The sequence below is a fragment of the Brevundimonas sp. UBA7534 genome (assembly GCF_002479325.1).
Taxonomy (GTDB): Bacteria; Pseudomonadota; Alphaproteobacteria; order Caulobacterales; family Caulobacteraceae; genus Brevundimonas.
Window position 1 is genome coordinate 1 of record NZ_DLMO01000010.1, and the last position, 14,891, is coordinate 14,891.

Here is a 14,891-nt window from a genome sequence, read left to right on the forward strand (position 1 = left end):
AAATGAGTCCGGACCCTAGGAGCCGCGCCATGCTAGGCTCCGGCTTCCTGGGAGCGCGCGCGGCGATTCGATGGTCGATCTGACGTCTGAAATGGCCGGCCTGTGGGCGGCGCTGGGGCCGGCCCCGGCGCATCGCGCGCGCGTCATCCAGTTCGCCTCGGCGGCTTCGGGCGAAGGGGTGTCCACGGTCGCCCGCGAATACGCCCGCCTGGCGGCGGTGCGGGCCCGCAAGCCCGTCTGGCTGATCGACGGCGACCTGACCCAGCAGGGTCAACTGGAAGCCGTGGCGGCGGAGGCGGATCGCTTCGGCCAGCTGGGCAAGCCGGCCCAGGCGTCACCCGACGGATCGTGCTTCTTCGCCGTGACGCCGCGCGTGGTGGGCCGCGACGGCAAGCCGGTGCCGGCGGCGCGCCTGATGACCGCAAGGCCCTGCCTGGGGGGGCGGCTTTGGGTGACGCGCTTCCACATGGAGGCGCTGCGTTCGGGGCACCGGGTCGAGGCGATCGGCGAGCCGCGCTATTGGGATGCGCTGCGCCCCCACGCCGACACCATCGTGATCGACGCCCCGGCGGCCGACCGCAACGACATGGCGATCATCCTGGCGCCTTTCGTCGACATGACGGTGCTGGTGGTCGCGGCCGAGAGCACCGCCGCCAACGAGCCGGTCATCCTTCGCGACGAGATCGAGGCGGTAGGCGGCCGCATCGCCGGCGTGGTGATGAACCGCTCCACCTACAAGGCGCCCGGCTTCCTCAAGCGTCTGGCGGGGTAGGCTCCGCGCGGGACGCGGAGCCCGTCGTCGCTCAGCTTCTGATGAAGGCCAACAGGTCGGCGTTGATCACCTCGGCGTGGGTGGTGCACATGCCGTGCGGGAAGCCCGGATAGATCTTCAGCGTGCCGTCCCGCAGAAGCGGGGCGGACAGCCGGGCGGAATCGTCGATGGGCACGACCTGGTCGTCGTCGCCATGCATGACCAGGGTCGGAACCGTGATGGCCTTCAGATCCTCGGTGAAGTCGGTCTCCGAGAACGCCTTGATGCAGTCGTAGTGGGCCTTGGCGCCGCCCATCATCCCCTGTCGCCACCAGTTCCGAATCACGCCTTCGGAAACGTCGGCGTTCGGGCGGTTGAAGCCGTAGAAGGGGCCTGTCGGGACATCGAGGAAGAACTGCGCCCGGTTGGCCGCCAGGGCCGCACGGAAGCCGTCGAATACCTCGATCGGCAGGCCGCCGGGATTGGCCTCGGTCTTGAGCATGATCGGCGGGACGGCTCCGATCAGCACGGCCTTGGCCACCCGCCCGCCGCCGCCGTGACGGGCGACATAGCGCGCGACCTCGCCGCCGCCGGTCGAGTGACCGACGTGCACCGCATTCTTGAGGTCCAACGCCTGCACCACGGCCGCGACGTCGGCGGCGTAGGTGTCCATCTCGTTGCCCGTGTCGGTCTGGGCGGAACGGCCGTGCCCGCGGCGATCATGGGCGACGACGCGGAAGCCCTGCTGCAGGAAGAACAGCATCTGCGCGTCCCAGTCGTCGGCGCTGAGCGGCCAGCCGTGGTGGAAGACGATCGGCTGGGCGTCCTTGGGACCCCAGTCCTTGTAGAAAATTTCGACGCCGTCGGTCGTGGTCACAAAAGCCATGGTCGTGTCGCCTTCGCGGGTTCGGGTTGTGAGGAAATCCGCCGCCGCGGCGGGCGTGGCGGCGGTCAGGCCAAGCGCCGCGGCGCCGACGAGAACGTCTCGTCGGGCAGGCCCCTGGTCGGTCGGGTACGCGGTCATCGGGCACGCTCCTCTCTGGGCGTCCGGCGGCGGGGAGGCGCGCCGGACGGGATGGGGGAAGCGGGCGTGACCATACCGCAAGGGCTGCGGGTCCGCTCGGAGATTCTCGCTATCCGAAACCCGAGGTGATCAGGGCCGAAGCAGGGCGGCGCCGTATAGCCGGGGCTCGAAGCGCTTCTGCCACATGACCTTGCCGAGGCCCCTGACCGTCCGGTCGTAGGCCTGGGCGCGCGCGGGACGGCGCAGCAGGAACAGCGCCAGCGACGCCAGCCCCCAGACCCCGGCCTGCGCCGCGCCGATCAGCATCCAGCGCGCGACGCCCGCCCAGTCGCGAGCCGCCGCGGCGGTCTGGCTGGGGCCTTGGCCATAGGCGAAGGCGCGGGTCAGGGCGTAGCGCAGGGTGGCGCGGTGGGGCGGGGCGAACTCGTCCACCCAGGCGTCGGCGGCCCAGCCGTAGCGGCCGCCACGCGCGGACAGGGCGGCGAACAGCTTGTCATCCTCGCCCCCCGTCTGGTCGGCGGCGGTGTCGAACGGGGCCGGGCCGGGCAGGGCGCTGGCCCGCACCATCAGCGAGTTTCCGCAGCCCCAGGGTTCGTCCAGCGGGCCGGTCTCGGCCGGGCCGGCGCGGCCGAAGAAGGTCTCCAGATAGGACGTGGTCCAGCCTGTGCTAGCGGGCACGCGGCCCCGGATCGGGCCGAACACCACGTCGGCCCCGGTCTGGACCTGCGCCTCCAGCAGGGCGGCCAGCCAGCGAGACGAAGCGGCCTCGTCGTCGTCCAGGAAGGCGATCAGGGGCGCGTCGGTCGCGGCGAGGCCCGCGTTGCGCGCCGTGGCCACGCCGGGCGCGGGTGCAGCCGCATAGACCAGCGGAATAGGCGCTTGGTCCGTCAGCCGTGCGACCAGGGGCGCCGCCGAGCCGTCCGGGTCGTTGTCGGCGACGACGACGTTGGCGATGCGATCCAGGGCCTCGACCTGGGCGAAGACCGAGCGCAGCGCGCGCTCCAGACTGTCCGGGCGGCGCAGGGTCGGAATGACGATGGCGACGTCGTGCATCAGACCGCCTCTGCGTAAACGGACGCGCGGTACAGACGCAGGGCGAAGGCGCGCGCCTTGACCGGCAGCGGCGCGGCCTCGGCCGCCGCGCGCGCCAGGCGACGCAGGACCGGCAGACCCGGCAGCCGCTTCAACGCCCGTGCGGTGCGATAGCTGGGATAGGCCTGGACGATCTGGGGATGCAGGGCCACGACGCGGGCGAAGTTGCCGGCGCCCTGGTCGAACTTGCGCGCCAGGGCCTGCACCGTGTCCAGGCCCATGTGGGTCGCGGGATTGTCGATGTGGACGACCTCGAACCGGCGCGACACGCGCATGGCCCATTCCACGTCTTCCCAGCCCCAGCCGGAAAAGCCCGGATCGAAGGCCTCGGCGGCGAAGACGTCGCGCCGCACCAGCAGGTTGGACGTATAGACGTACTTCTCGGGCTGCCTGGCCCGCTCCGTGGCGGGCAGGCATTCGGATGCGCCGGACAGGGCGCGATGTACGGCGTAGCGCGGCTCGTTCGGCGCCTGTTCCAGCGAAAAGCCGCCGAAGGCGACGGCCGGATTTCGCGCCGCGATCAGGGCGATCCAGGTTTGCAGGAAATCCGGCGAATCCGGCTTCATGTCGCTGTCCAGGAAAAGCCAGGCGTCGGCCCGCGCCGCCGTCGTCAGCCGGTTGCGCCCCCGCGCGCGGCCCTCGTTGACGGCCAGGGTGATCAGGCGGGCCGGCAGGGCCAACCCGTCAAGCGCGGCTCCAAGCCGGGCGGTCAGGTCGGCATCGCCCGTGCCGTCGTCCAACAGCACCATCTCGACCGCGCCGTTCAAGGCGGCGGCCTCCTGATCCAGTTGGCGGATCAGGTCGCCGGGATTGTCGCCCAGGAACGGGATCAGCACCGACAGCGTCGGCGCAGCCCCCGTCCATGCGGCGTTGTCGCGGACGGCGGCGCTCACGCCACGACTCCGCGTCGGGCGGCGACCAGCCGGGCCAGGGTGTCGCGCACGCCCGCCGCATTCAGCGTCAGCGCGGCCGCCGCATAGATCAGGGCGCCGACCCCGGCGTCCAGCATCAGTTCCACGAAGCCGCCCAGCGCCGGCAGGGGCGCGACCGCCAACGCCATCACGCCCGAGGCGACGCCGCATCGGATCAGGCTGTCCCACGGGATGGGCAGGGCGATGGCGCGCCTGCTGATGATTAGGCAGGCGATCAGGCCGATGGCGAAGCTGGCGGCGGTCGAGACGGCCGCTCCCGTCACCCCCAGGCGCGGGATCAGCACCAGGTTCAACAGCACGTTGGAGATCGCCGGAATCGCCATGGTGACCAGCAGCAGGCCCGTCTTCTTGGCCAGGGTGAAGCCGAAGCCGAAATAATAGGCGATCATGCCCGACAGGAAGGCCGAGACGGCGATCCAGGGCGTGACCATGACGGCGGCCGCGCGCAGGTCCTGGCCGATCATCAGCTCGGCCATCGGCCGCGCCACCAGCCCCAGGCCGACCGCCGCCGGCAGGCCGATCAGGATCAGGGTCGAACCCTGCTCCAGCGCGGTCTGGCGCAGCGCCTCGCGCCCGCCGCGCTCCAGCGCCATGACCATGGCCGGCGCCCCGGCCGCGCCCAGCCAGATGAACATGACGTCCAGGGTGCGGTTCGCCAGGCTGTAGCTGGCGTGATAGGCGCCGACCGCCGACGCGTCCATGAAGGCGGCCAGCAGGAATCGGTCGGTCGAGGCCAGGACGACCGCCAGGGTCAGGGACGCCGCGATCGGATAGCCGTAGGCGGCGTAGGCCTTCAGCCGCGCGCGATCCACAGCGCCGCCCTGTGACTGGCGCAGTTCGCCGGGCAGGATGAAGGGCAGGGCGAACAGAGGCGCGACCGCCAGGCCGACCAGGGGCGAGGCGGCGCCGGCCCCGGCCAGGGCGAAGCCGGCCCCGACCAGAAAGCCCAGGATCGCCACCGCCATGTCCACGGCGGCGGCCTTGGACACCTCTCCGGCGGCGCGGTAACGCTCCTGCGCCAGCTTGGCCAGGTTGCGCGCCGGCGCGCCCGCCAGGCCGAACGCCACCGCCAGCTTCAGCCCTGGCGTCAGCGGCAGCAGCCACACCGTCAGGGCCACCACCGGGATGAAGACGGCGATCAGGGCGAAGGAGGTCCGGTACAGGCTGGCGAAATGGGCAGCCAGGCCCTCGGGCGTGCGCTCGGCCGCCCAGAACCGCGCCATCGACGCCTCCAGCCAGGTGAAGGTCGCCGTGTGCACCAGGGTCGTGACCGAAAAGGCCAGGGCGTAGTGGCCGAAGTCGTCGGGGCTGAGCAGGCGGGTGAAGACGACGATGGTCAGGAACCCGACCACGCCCTGGACGACCTGCGCGGGCAGGTATCCCCAGACCCCGCGCCAGAACATGCGCTTCTCGCTCAACGCACGGCCGCCCGGTCACCCAGCAGTACGGGAAGCGTGACCAGCAGGATCCGCAGGTCCAGCCACAGCGACTGGCGCTCGACATAGTCGAGATCCAGCTGCACCCGGCGGCGCACGTCCGCCGCGTCGTGCAGCGGTCCGCGCGAGCCCCGCACGGCGGCCCAACCGGTCATGCCCGGCTTGATCCGGTGACGGTGGGCGTATTCGGCGACCAGCCGGGCCGACTCGGTCTCGCCGGTCTTCATGCCGATGGCGTGCGGGCGCGGGCCGACCAGCGACATCTCGCCGCTCAGGACATTGAACAGCTGCGGGAGCTCGTCCAGGCTGGTGGCCCGGATGAAGCGCCCTACGCGCGTCACGCGGTCGTCGCCGACCGTCACCTGGCGGCTGGCCGTGGCGTCGGCCGCCTCGTGGCGCATGGATCGGAACTTCCACACCACGATCTCTTCCTGGTTGAAGCCGTGGCGGCGCTGGCGGAAGAAGACCGGTCCGGGGCTGTCCAGCCGGATGGCCAGGGCGGTCAGCGCCATCAGCGGCGCGGCGGCGACCAGGGCGGCGGCGCCGATCAGCAGATCCTGCAGCCGCTTGTTGAAGGCGCGGCGGTCCGGGTCCTGCGGGCCCTCCAGCGGCGCCAGCGGGGCCGAGGCCAGCCGCTCCAGCGCGGCGTCGCCCGTCTCGGAATCGACCAGCACGGTCAGCGGGTTGGGCAGAGTCTCCAACCGGCGGGTCAGTTCGCGAATCCGCGGCCCGCCCTGGGCGTCGATGGCCAGGACGATGCGGTCGACATAGGGCGTCATGCGGTGGTGCAGCAGGGCCTCGGCGTCGCCCAGCACGGGCACGCCGGCGACGCTGTCGGGCGAACGGCTAAGCCGGTCGTCGAAGACGCCCAGGACGTTGAGGTCGCGTCGCTCCAGCGCGCGCCGGATCACCGCCTCGGCGTGTTTCGTGGCGCCGACGATGACGATGTTGGGGGCCAGCGCCCCCTGGCGACGCCAGCGCGCCACGAGCGACAGCCACAGGGCGTGAAGCCCGGCGATCAGGGCGACCGAACCGATGGCCCAGGCCACAGCCGCGTCCAGCGACTGACGCTCCGGGGCCTGCCGGTCCAGCAGCAGGCCCAGGCCGACCGCGAGCACGGCGGCGGCCAGGGTCACGCCCAGAACCGCGGCGACGTGGCTGGCCGCCGAGCGCTCCCGTCCGAAGCGGTAGAGGCCCAGGCCGCGCAGCAGGCCCAGCACGGCGACCACGCCGGCGGCCGTCGGCGCCGCCTCGGCCAGGCTGAGCGACAGCAGGCCGTCGGTAGCCGACATCCCCAGGGCGGCGACGCCCAGGGCGGTCAGCGCCAGCACGTCCGTCGCACGGAAATAATGCGCCGCCAGCCGAACGCCGGACCGTTGGCGCGCGCTCAGCCAGACGTCGGGCCGAAAGGGTCCGCGCGCCGCGCGTCCGTCAGTGGCGCGCCTCGGCGACATAGCCGCGCCCGCCGCGCCCGACCGGGCGGCGGGCGCGTCGACCAGAGGGGAGGCGCAGTCGGGCATCGGCGTCCATGGACGTGGGCGAAGGCGGTCATATTGCCGGCCCCGCCTCTATGCCGCGTTAACGCACGACTTTCTCTCCAAGGCGGATTGCGCGCGACAACGCGCTCCGCTATCGACGCCTTCGCTGGAGACGTGGCCGAGTGGCTGAAGGCAACGGTTTGCTAAATCGTCGTACCCTGTAAGGGGTACCGAGGGTTCGAATCCCTCCGTCTCCGCCAGCCATTCCACCCCCTCTCACCCGCGCGAGACGCGGGCGCCTAGTGACTGTCGCGGGGCAGGCCCAGGGTGTCGACGATGCGGTGGTATTTGATCGCGGGTTCGAGGACGGCGCCGGTGTCCAGTTGGCCGACCATGCTGCGCTGGATTTCCTGCCAGGGCGTCTGGGAGGCGGGGTAGGCGTAGCCGCCGGCCGCGACGAGCGCGGCGCGGCGTTCAGCCAGTTCGGCGTCGGGGATCAGGATGTCGGCACGCCCGGCCCTCAGGTCGATGCGCACATGGTCGCCGGTGCGGACCAGGGCGATATTGCCGCCGGCCGCCGCCTCGGGCGAGGCGTTCAGAATGGAAGGACTGCCGGAGGTGCCGGACTGGCGTCCGTCGCCGATGCAGGCCAGGGCGGTGACGCCCTTCTTGATGAGATGGGCGGGCGGCCGCATGTTCACCACCTCGGCGGCGCCCGGATAGCCGATGGGTCCGGCGCCGCGGATGACCAGCAGGGTCCGTTCGGTGACGCCCAGGCTCTCGTCGTCGATGCGGTGGTGGTAGTCCTCGGGTCCGTCGAAGACGACGACCGGCCCTTCGAAGGCGTCCGGGTCGTCGGGATTGGACAGGTATCGGTCCCGGAATTCCGGGCTGATGACGCTCAGCTTCATGATGGCCGAATCGAACAGGCTGCCGCTCAGGACCACGAAGCCGGCGTCGGCCTTCAGCGCCGTGTCGAATGTGCGGATGACGTCGGGCAGGACGATCTCGGCGTCACGGCAGTTGTCGCCCATCGTGCGACCGTTGACGGTCAGAGCGTCCTCGTGGATCAGGCCGTGCTTCATCAACTGGGCGACCACGGCGGGCACGCCGCCGGCCTGGTGATAGTCCTCGCCCAGATATTTTCCCGCCGGCTGCAGGTTCACCAGAAGGGGCACCTTCAGGCCCTTGGCCTGCCAGTCCTCCAGCGGCACGTCGACATGGGCGTGGCGGGCCAGGGCGGTCAGATGGATGGGAGCGTTGGTGGAGCCGCCGATGGCCGAGTTGACGACGATGGCGTTGTGGAAGGCCTCTTTCGTCAGGATGTCGGATGGCTTCAGATCCTCGCGCACCATGTCGACTATGCGTCGCCCGGTCTCGTAGGCGACCTGCCCGCGTTCGCGGTAGGGGGCGGGAATGGCGGCCGAGCCGGGCAGGGACATCCCCAGCGCCTCGGCCAGGCTGTTCATCGTCGTGGCCGTGCCCATCGTGTTGCAGTAGCCGACCGACGGCGCCGAGGTGGCGACCAGGTCGATGAAGCCCTCGTAGTCGATTTCTCCGGCGGCCATCATCTCGCGGGCCTTCCAGATGATGGTGCCCGAGCCGACCCGCTCGCCCTTCTGCCAGCCATTCAGCATCGGCCCGACGGACAGGGCAATGGCGGGAATGTCCACCGTCGCGGCCGCCATCAGACAGGCGGGCGTGGTCTTGTCGCAGCCGATGGTCAGCACCACGCCGTCGATCGGATAGCCGTAGAGGCTCTCCACCAGGCCCAGATAGGCCAGGTTGCGGTCCAGCCCCGCCGTCGGCCGCTTGCCCGTCTCCTGGATCGGGTGGACGGGAAACTCCATGCAGATGCCGCCCGCCTCGCGGATGCCCTCGCGCACCCGCTTGGCCAGTTCGATGTGGTGGCGGTTGCAGGGGCTGAGGTCCGAGCCGGTCTGGGCGACGCCGATGATCGGCTTGCCCGAGCGCAACTCCTCCAGCGTCAGGCCATAGTTCAGGTATCGCTCCAGATAGAGCGCGGTCATGTCCGGGTTGTCGGGATTATCGAACCAGGCGCGCGAACGCAGGGGCTTCTTCAGGGGAGCAGTCATCAGTTCCAGCCGCCGTCGACGATGTGGTGTTGGTTGGTGATGGCGCCGGCCTCGTCGGAGCTCATGAAGACGATGACGCGGGCGACGTCGTCGGGGACCAGCCGGCGCTTCAGGCACTGGTTCTCATAGATGCTCTTCTCCGTTTCCGGCGTGACCCAGAGCGCGAGTTGGCGCTCGGTCATGATCCAGCCCGGCGCGATCGCATTCACGCGCACGCCGAATTCTCCGAAGTCGCGCGCCAGGGAGCGGGTCAGGCCCAGGACGGCCGACTTCGACGCCGTATAGGCGGCCATGCCGCCCTGGCCGATCACCCAGGAACAGGAGCCCAGGTTGACGATGGCGCCCTTGCCCCGGGCCTTCATGTCGGGAAGGACCGCCTGGGCGGCGAAGAACTGATGCTTCAGATTGACCGCCATGCGGCCGTCCCAATAGGCCTCGGTCACCTCCAGCGTATCGTGGCGTTCGTCGTGGGCCGCGTTGTTGATCAGCACGTCGATGGGGCCGAAGCGGTCGCGCACGGCCTGGATCGCAGCCCTCAGGCCGTCGATGTCGGTCACGTCGCAGGGGACGAACAGCGCGGCGTCGCCCAACTCCGCCTGCAGCGCTTGGCCTCGCGCCACATCGACATCCAGCACCCCGATCCTGGCCTTCTGGGCCGCGAAGGCGCGCACGACGGCTTCGCCGATGCCGCCCGCGCCGCCGGTCACGATGACGACCCGATCTTCAAGGTCGGGATAGAGGGCGGCCATTGGACATCTCCCTGTCGGCGGGCATCCGCACCGGAAACCGGTCTTTCATTCATGAAAGCGATATTGCTGACGAAAATGGCGAGGAGCGGTCGTCGAGTCAACGCGCCTTGCGGACCTCAGGGCTGTGCGACCGCGCCCATGTCGGAAGAGATGGTCTCCACCGCCGCACGAAGGTGATCCAGCGCCTCGTCGATGCCGCAGACCGGCGGTTCGCGCTGGATGTAGGGGGTGATGAGGGTGGCGATCACGCCGTCCGCCCCCATGATCGGAGCGACCAGATCGGTCACGCCCTGCACGAAGTCGCTGGGTCGCCGGACATGGCCCTGCGCCCCCGCGGCCTCCGCGGCCGCGACATAGTCGGCGACCCGCGCCGCGCCGTAGCGGGGTTCCAGCAGGGCGCGCAGTTCCGCGCGGCGCTTGTCGTTGGCCATGCCGTAGAACATCAGGCCGGACGAGGCGTCGACTATGTTTCGGCGGTAGCCGAGCCGCACGGAATAGCCCAGGTCGCCTGGCCCCTCGATTCGGGCGATCACCACGATCTGGTCCTCGGTCGGCACGACCAGATGGCAGGATTGGACCGTTCGACTGGCCAGGTCGCGCATCACGGGGAGGGCGGCCTCGACCAGCGACTTGGCCGGCGCCTGCGCCATGCCCAGCGAGAAGAGGCGGTTGGTCAGGCGATAGCCGTCGGGCGTGGGCTCGATATAGCGCCGAAACTCCAGCACCTGGATCATGCGGAACAGTTCGCTGACCGATCGTCCCAGTTCGACCGACATCTGGGACGGTGTCATCGGTCGACCATGCGCCGACAGCAACTCCAGGACGTCCAACCCCTTCTCCAGGGCCGGCGCGCGGTATTTGCGGTCCGTTTCGTCGTCCATGCCATTGGCTCCCATGCGCGGCGCGCCGTCTCGAATACAGCCTAACCGCTATCATCCGTAAAATCTAAACGCAGATATGAAAAATATTGGACGCCGTGAACGCCATCCCCTAGCGTCGGGTCCAAACAGGTCGGGCAAGGGGAGGCGCGCGTGAAACTGGCGGCCATCGATCTCATCATTCTGGCGATCTATGCGGTCGCCATCTTCGCTCTGGCGCAATGGGTGTCTCGCGACAAGTCGGGCGCGCAGAAGACCTCCACCGACTATTTCCTGGCGTCCAAAAACCTGCCTTGGTGGGCCATCGGCGCGTCGCTGATCGCGGCCAACATCTCGGCCGAGCAGATCATCGGCATGAGCGGATCAGGCTATGTGATCGGCCTGGCCATCGCGTCTTACGAATGGATGGCCGCCCTGACTCTGCTGATCGTGGGCAAGTTCTTCCTGCCGATCTTCCTGCGCAACGACATCGTGACCATGCCGCAGTTCCTGCAGCAGCGGTACGGCCCGACGATCCGCAACGTCATGGCGGTGTTCTGGCTGCTGCTCTACGTTTTCGTGAACGTGACCTCCATCCTGTGGCTGGGCGCCATCGCGGTCCACACCGTCACGGGCTTCAATCAGGATTACGCCATCGTCGCCATCGGCGTCTTCGCCCTGGCCTATCAGCTGTGGGGCGGGCTGAAGGCGGTGGCCCTCACCGACATCGTGCAGGTGGCGCTGCTGGTGTGCGGCGGTCTGATCATCGGCTTCATCGCCTTGTCGACCATCGGCGGGGAGGGCGGCGCCGTCGCCGGCTTCCAGACCCTGCTGAGCGACTTCCCTGAGAAATTCGACATGATCCTGTCCAAGGACAGCCCGCACTATCAGGAACTGCCGGGCGTCGCCGTGCTGATCGGCGGACTGTGGGTCATGAACATCAGCTACTGGGGCTTCAACCAGTACATCATCCAGCGCGCCCTGGCGGCCAAGTCGGTGGGCGAGGCCCAGCGCGGCATCGCCTTCGCCGCCTATCTGAAGCTGCTGATGCCAGTCATCGTGGTTCTGCCGGGCATGGCGGCGCTGGTGCTGGCGCCGAACCTGAGCGCGCCGGACCAGGCCTATCCGACAATGATGAACCTGCTGCCGGTTGGGCTGAAGGGGCTGGTGTTCGCCGCCCTGATCGCCGCCATCGTCGCTTCGTTGGCGTCCAAGGTGAACTCGATCTCCACCATCTTCACCCTGGACCTCTACGCCAAGGTGAAGAGGGACGTGTCCGAGCACCATCTGGTGACGGTCGGGCGCATCGCCGCCGTGGGCGCGGTGGTCATCGGCATCCTGACCGCGCGGCCGCTGCTGGGCGGGTTCGACCAGGCCTTCCAGTTCATCCAGGAGTTCACCGGCTTCTTCACCCCCGGCATCGTGGTGATCTTCATCCTGGGCCTGTTCTGGAAGCGCGCCTCGGAAGCCGGCGCCCTGACCGCGGCCATCGGCTCGGTCGTGCTGTCGGCGATCTTCTGGTGGCTGCAGGAGACGGGGCAGTTCATCTTCCCCTTCATGAACCGCGTCGGCCTGGTCTTCGTGGTGTCGCTGATCGCCGCGATCGTGGTGTCGCTGCTGGTTCCGGCCAAGCCCGACGCCATGAAGATTCGCCTGGACGGCGTCAGCTATCGCACCACGGTCGGCTTCAACCTGGCCGCCGTCGGCGTCGTCGCCTTCCTGATCCTGGTCTATTCGATCTGGTGGTGAGGATGGGACCGTCGGGCGTGTCGCGATGACCGAACTGATCGGAGTCGATTGGGGCACCAGCAACCTGCGCATCATGCGGCTGGGGGCGGACGGCGCGGTGCTGGATCGACGCGTCGACCCGCGCGGCGCGGGCCGTCTAGCCTCGGACGAATTCGTCGGCGTGCTGCAACAGGCGGCGGGCGACTGGCTGGCGCTGGCCCCCGTGCTGATCGCGGGCATGGCCGGGTCGCGCCAAGGCTGGGTCGAGGCGCCCTACGCCTTCTGTCCGGCGGGCGCCGAGGACCTGGCGGCGCGACTGGCCCGGCCGGATGCGGCGCGCGACATTCGCATCGTGCCTGGCGTCGCCCTGACGCCGCGGGGGCTGGGCGACGTCATGCGCGGCGAGGAGACCCAGGCCCTGGGCCTGTTCGGGGCGGGCGACAGCGGCCTGATGGTCGCGCCCGGCAGCCACAGCAAATGGGTGCGGGTCGAAAACGGCGCCATCAACGGCCTTCGCACCCATCTGACCGGCGAACTGTTCGCCGCCGTTCGGCAAGCGACCCTGATCGGCCGCGATATGGGCGAACCCGGTGCTGACGACACCGCCTTCGACGAGGGCGTACAGCGCGCGCTGTCCGATCCAGCCCTGACCGCCCACCTGTTCACCGTGCGCGTGCGGCGGCTGGCCGACGAACTGAGCCAGGGCGCGGCCGCGGACTTCCTGTCGGGTCTTCTGATCGGCGCCGAACTGGCGGCGGAGGGCGCCCATCGCGACCAAACGGTGCAGGTGGTCGGCGAGGCGGCGCTCGCCCAGCGCTATGTCCGGGCCCTGGCCCTGGCCGGTTTCACCGACGTCGGCGTCGCAGCGGGCGAAACGGCCGTGGCGCGCGGGCTTCACCGCATCTGGAAGGCGATCCCATGACCCTGACCGTCGAGACGGCCCTGACGACCCTGCCGCTGGTTGCCATCCTGCGCGGCCTGACGCCCGAGGAGGCGGTCGATGTCGGCCAGGCCCTGGTCGCGACGGGCTTCACCTGCCTGGAGGTGCCGCTGAACTCGCCTGAACCGCTGGAGAGCATTCGACGGCTGCGCGACGCGCTGGACGGCCGCGCGGTGGTCGGGGCGGGGACGGTTCTGACGCCCCAGGCCGTTCAGGACGTCGCAGACGTCGGCGGCCAGCTGGTCATCTCTCCCAACGCCGACCCGCGCGTGATCGAACGCACCAAGGCGCTGGGCCTGTTCTCCATGCCGGGCTTCTTCACCCCGACCGAGGCCTTCGCGGCGCTGGAGGCCGGGGCCGACGTGCTGAAGCTGTTTCCCGCCGAACTGGCCGGGCCGGGCGCGGTCAAGGCGGTGAAGGCCGTCCTGCCCAAGGGCCAGCCGCTTTATGCGGTCGGCGGCGTCGATCCGGACAATATGGCCGCCTGGCGCGCGGCCGGCGCCGACGGCTTCGGCGTCGGCTCGGCGCTCTACAGGCCCGGGCGGACGGCGGAGGAGGTCGGCGCGGTCGCCCGCGCCTTCGTCTCGGCCTGGGCGGGGGGCGGCCGGTGAGCGCGCCGGTCGAACTGGTCTGGGACGTCCAGGCGGAACTGGGCGAAGGCCCGGTCTGGGATGCGGCGCGCGATGCGATCTGGTTCGTCGACATCAAGGGGCGCAAGCTGCACCGCTATACGCCCCGGACCGACGCCAGGGCGTCGTGGGACACGCCCGACCAGACCGGCTTCGCTCTGCCGGCCGAGGACGGAACTCTGGTCTGCGGCGTGCGCGGCGGTCTGCACCGTTTCGATCCCGAAAGCGGGGGTTTCACCCTGATCCAGCCGGTGGAGCCGGACCGCCCGCAGAACCGGCTGAACGACGGGTTCGTCGCCCCGGACGGCGCCCTGTGGTTCGGGACGATGGACGACAGCGAGGAACAGAAGAGCGGCGCGCTTTATCGCTGGGCCGGGGGCAAACTGACGCGGCATGACGACGGCTACGGCGTCACCAACGGGCCGTGTCTCAGCCCCGACGGCGCCACCCTCTATCACCACGACACGCTTGAGAAGACGATCTACGCCTTCGACCACGCGGACGGCGCGCTGTCGAACAAGCGACGGTTCGGCGTGACGGAAGACGGCTACGCCGACGGACCCAGCATGGACGCCGCAGGCGTGTTGCACGTCGGCCTGTTCAACGGCTGGGGCGTGGCGCGTTTTTCTCCGGCCGGAGAGCGGATCGGCAAGATCGAGGCCCCGGTGCAGACGGTGACCAAGGCGGCCTTCGGCGGGCCGGACCTGCGCGACCTTTATCTGACCACGGCCTGGCTGGGGAACGCCGACAAGCGCGCCGCGCAGCCGACGCTGGGGGGCCTGTTCCGGGTTCGTGTGGAGACGCCGGGGCTGTCGCAGAACCTGATCGCGCTCTGATCCGTTCCTCGTCGCCGGTCAGCGGCTCGCGACGCCCATGTCCGGGTCCAGCAGGATGTCGGAGACGGGCGCAGATGTCGCCCGCGCGTGCTGCAGAATCACCGCCAGAACCAGGACGGGCAGGGCCATCTCGCCCAGCTCCTCGATCGCATGGGACACGGTGTCTGCGCGTTCGGACAGGATGACGCCCACCCGCGCCAGCATCCGGGGCAGGCCGTCGATCTCCTTCAACGCGACGGTGAAGATCGCGACCGCCACAAGACCGCGGAACGCCGGCGACCGCTCGGCGGCCATCAGGCGCGCGTCCCTGGCCATCATCCAGCCGGCGACGATCGTCAGCGCC

At 69.8% G+C, this 14,891-nt stretch carries 14 protein-coding genes and 1 tRNA gene; 6 read left to right on the forward strand and 9 right to left on the reverse strand.

What is annotated here, in order from left to right:
• The first annotated feature begins 70 nt into the window (after positions 1–70).
• Complete coding sequence (locus B2U11_RS00650) at positions 71–772, forward strand: hfsB (RefSeq protein ID WP_287897328.1); 702 nt, start codon at positions 71–73, stop codon at positions 770–772.
• A gap of 31 nt (positions 773–803) precedes the next feature.
• Here B2U11_RS00650 and B2U11_RS00655 read toward each other — a convergent pair whose 3' ends face one another.
• The 5 genes from B2U11_RS00655 to B2U11_RS00675 all read right to left on the reverse strand — a co-directional run bounded on the left by B2U11_RS00655 (position 804) and on the right by B2U11_RS00675 (position 6,755).
• Positions 804–1,775 carry an alpha/beta fold hydrolase gene (locus B2U11_RS00655; RefSeq protein WP_292069052.1) on the reverse strand — a complete coding sequence of 324 codons (972 nt, stop codon included), beginning with the start codon at positions 1,773–1,775 and terminating at the stop codon, positions 804–806.
• A 129-nt stretch (positions 1,776–1,904) separates the two neighbouring features.
• Entirely contained in the window at positions 1,905–2,828 is a 924-nt protein-coding gene (locus B2U11_RS00660) for a glycosyltransferase family 2 protein (RefSeq protein ID WP_292069054.1), read from the reverse strand.
• Positions 2,828–3,760: a glycosyltransferase family 2 protein gene (locus tag B2U11_RS00665; protein ID WP_292069055.1), complete on the reverse strand. Its 933-nt coding sequence runs from the start codon at positions 3,758–3,760 to the stop codon at positions 2,828–2,830. The genes B2U11_RS00660 and B2U11_RS00665 overlap by 1 nt, the downstream gene beginning before the upstream one ends.
• Positions 3,757–5,217, reverse strand: a complete 1,461-nt coding sequence (locus tag B2U11_RS00670; RefSeq protein ID WP_349680686.1) for a lipopolysaccharide biosynthesis protein — start codon at positions 5,215–5,217, stop codon at positions 3,757–3,759. The genes B2U11_RS00665 and B2U11_RS00670 overlap by 4 nt, the downstream gene beginning before the upstream one ends.
• Positions 5,214–6,755 carry an exopolysaccharide biosynthesis polyprenyl glycosylphosphotransferase gene (locus tag B2U11_RS00675; RefSeq protein WP_292069056.1) on the reverse strand — a complete coding sequence of 514 codons (1,542 nt, stop codon included), beginning with the start codon at positions 6,753–6,755 and terminating at the stop codon, positions 5,214–5,216. The genes B2U11_RS00670 and B2U11_RS00675 overlap by 4 nt, the downstream gene beginning before the upstream one ends.
• Before the next feature lie 126 nt (positions 6,756–6,881).
• Here B2U11_RS00675 and B2U11_RS00680 point away from each other — a divergent pair.
• Positions 6,882–6,973: transfer RNA gene (locus B2U11_RS00680), tRNA-Ser, on the forward strand.
• Positions 6,974–7,012: 39 nt separating this feature from the next.
• Here B2U11_RS00680 and B2U11_RS00685 read toward each other — a convergent pair.
• From B2U11_RS00685 to B2U11_RS00695, 3 genes are all read right to left on the reverse strand, one after another.
• Complete coding sequence (locus B2U11_RS00685) at positions 7,013–8,809, reverse strand: IlvD/Edd family dehydratase (protein ID WP_292069057.1); 1,797 nt, start codon at positions 8,807–8,809, stop codon at positions 7,013–7,015.
• Positions 8,809–9,558 carry an SDR family NAD(P)-dependent oxidoreductase gene (locus B2U11_RS00690; RefSeq protein WP_292069058.1) on the reverse strand — a complete coding sequence of 250 codons (750 nt, stop codon included), beginning with the start codon at positions 9,556–9,558 and terminating at the stop codon, positions 8,809–8,811. The genes B2U11_RS00685 and B2U11_RS00690 overlap by 1 nt, the downstream gene beginning before the upstream one ends.
• A 116-nt stretch (positions 9,559–9,674) precedes the next feature.
• A complete protein-coding gene (locus B2U11_RS00695; RefSeq protein ID WP_292069059.1) occupies positions 9,675–10,439 on the reverse strand; it encodes an IclR family transcriptional regulator in 765 nt (254 codons plus the stop codon).
• Between the two features lie 150 nt (positions 10,440–10,589).
• Here B2U11_RS00695 and B2U11_RS00700 point away from each other — a divergent pair, with 150 nt between their 5' ends.
• Genes B2U11_RS00700 through B2U11_RS00715 form a run of 4 tightly spaced genes read left to right on the forward strand, consistent with a single transcriptional unit; the run spans position 10,590 to position 14,548 of the window.
• Entirely contained in the window at positions 10,590–12,164 is a 1,575-nt protein-coding gene (locus tag B2U11_RS00700) for a sodium/sugar symporter (RefSeq protein ID WP_292069061.1), read from the forward strand.
• 25 nt (positions 12,165–12,189) lie between these two features.
• Entirely contained in the window at positions 12,190–13,065 is an 876-nt protein-coding gene (locus B2U11_RS00705; RefSeq protein WP_292069062.1) for a 2-dehydro-3-deoxygalactonokinase, read from the forward strand.
• The gene (locus tag B2U11_RS00710; RefSeq protein ID WP_292069063.1) at positions 13,062–13,694 is read left to right on the forward strand and encodes a 2-dehydro-3-deoxy-6-phosphogalactonate aldolase; all 633 of its coding nucleotides are present in this window, start codon (positions 13,062–13,064) and stop codon (positions 13,692–13,694) included. Before B2U11_RS00705 ends, B2U11_RS00710 begins: the two co-directional genes overlap by 4 nt.
• Positions 13,691–14,548: an SMP-30/gluconolactonase/LRE family protein gene (locus B2U11_RS00715; protein ID WP_292069064.1), complete on the forward strand. Its 858-nt coding sequence runs from the start codon at positions 13,691–13,693 to the stop codon at positions 14,546–14,548. The genes B2U11_RS00710 and B2U11_RS00715 overlap by 4 nt, the downstream gene beginning before the upstream one ends.
• An 18-nt stretch (positions 14,549–14,566) precedes the next feature.
• On the opposite strand, the gene B2U11_RS00720 is transcribed toward B2U11_RS00715, so the two are convergent.
• A partial coding sequence (locus B2U11_RS00720) for a hypothetical protein (RefSeq protein ID WP_292069065.1) occupies positions 14,567–14,891 on the reverse strand: 325 nt, incomplete at its 5' end.

Bases quoted from the DNA above. Each gene is read 5' to 3' on its own strand.
- B2U11_RS00650 (WP_287897328.1), top strand. From the start codon at position 71: ATGGTCGATCTGACGTCTGAAATGGCCGGCCTGTGGGCGGCGCTGGGG.
- B2U11_RS00685 (WP_292069057.1), bottom strand. From the start codon at position 8,809: ATGACTGCTCCCCTGAAGAAGCCCCTGCGTTCGCGCGCCTGGTTCGAT.
- B2U11_RS00675 (WP_292069056.1), bottom strand. From the start codon at position 6,755: ATGCCCGACTGCGCCTCCCCTCTGGTCGACGCGCCCGCCGCCCGGTCG.
- B2U11_RS00655 (WP_292069052.1), bottom strand. From the start codon at position 1,775: ATGACCGCGTACCCGACCGACCAGGGGCCTGCCCGACGAGACGTTCTC.
- B2U11_RS00710 (WP_292069063.1), top strand. From the start codon at position 13,062: ATGACCCTGACCGTCGAGACGGCCCTGACGACCCTGCCGCTGGTTGCC.
- B2U11_RS00690 (WP_292069058.1), bottom strand. From the start codon at position 9,558: ATGGCCGCCCTCTATCCCGACCTTGAAGATCGGGTCGTCATCGTGACC.
- B2U11_RS00695 (WP_292069059.1), bottom strand. From the start codon at position 10,439: ATGGACGACGAAACGGACCGCAAATACCGCGCGCCGGCCCTGGAGAAG.
- B2U11_RS00705 (WP_292069062.1), top strand. From the start codon at position 12,190: ATGACCGAACTGATCGGAGTCGATTGGGGCACCAGCAACCTGCGCATC.
- B2U11_RS00660 (WP_292069054.1), bottom strand. From the start codon at position 2,828: ATGCACGACGTCGCCATCGTCATTCCGACCCTGCGCCGCCCGGACAGT.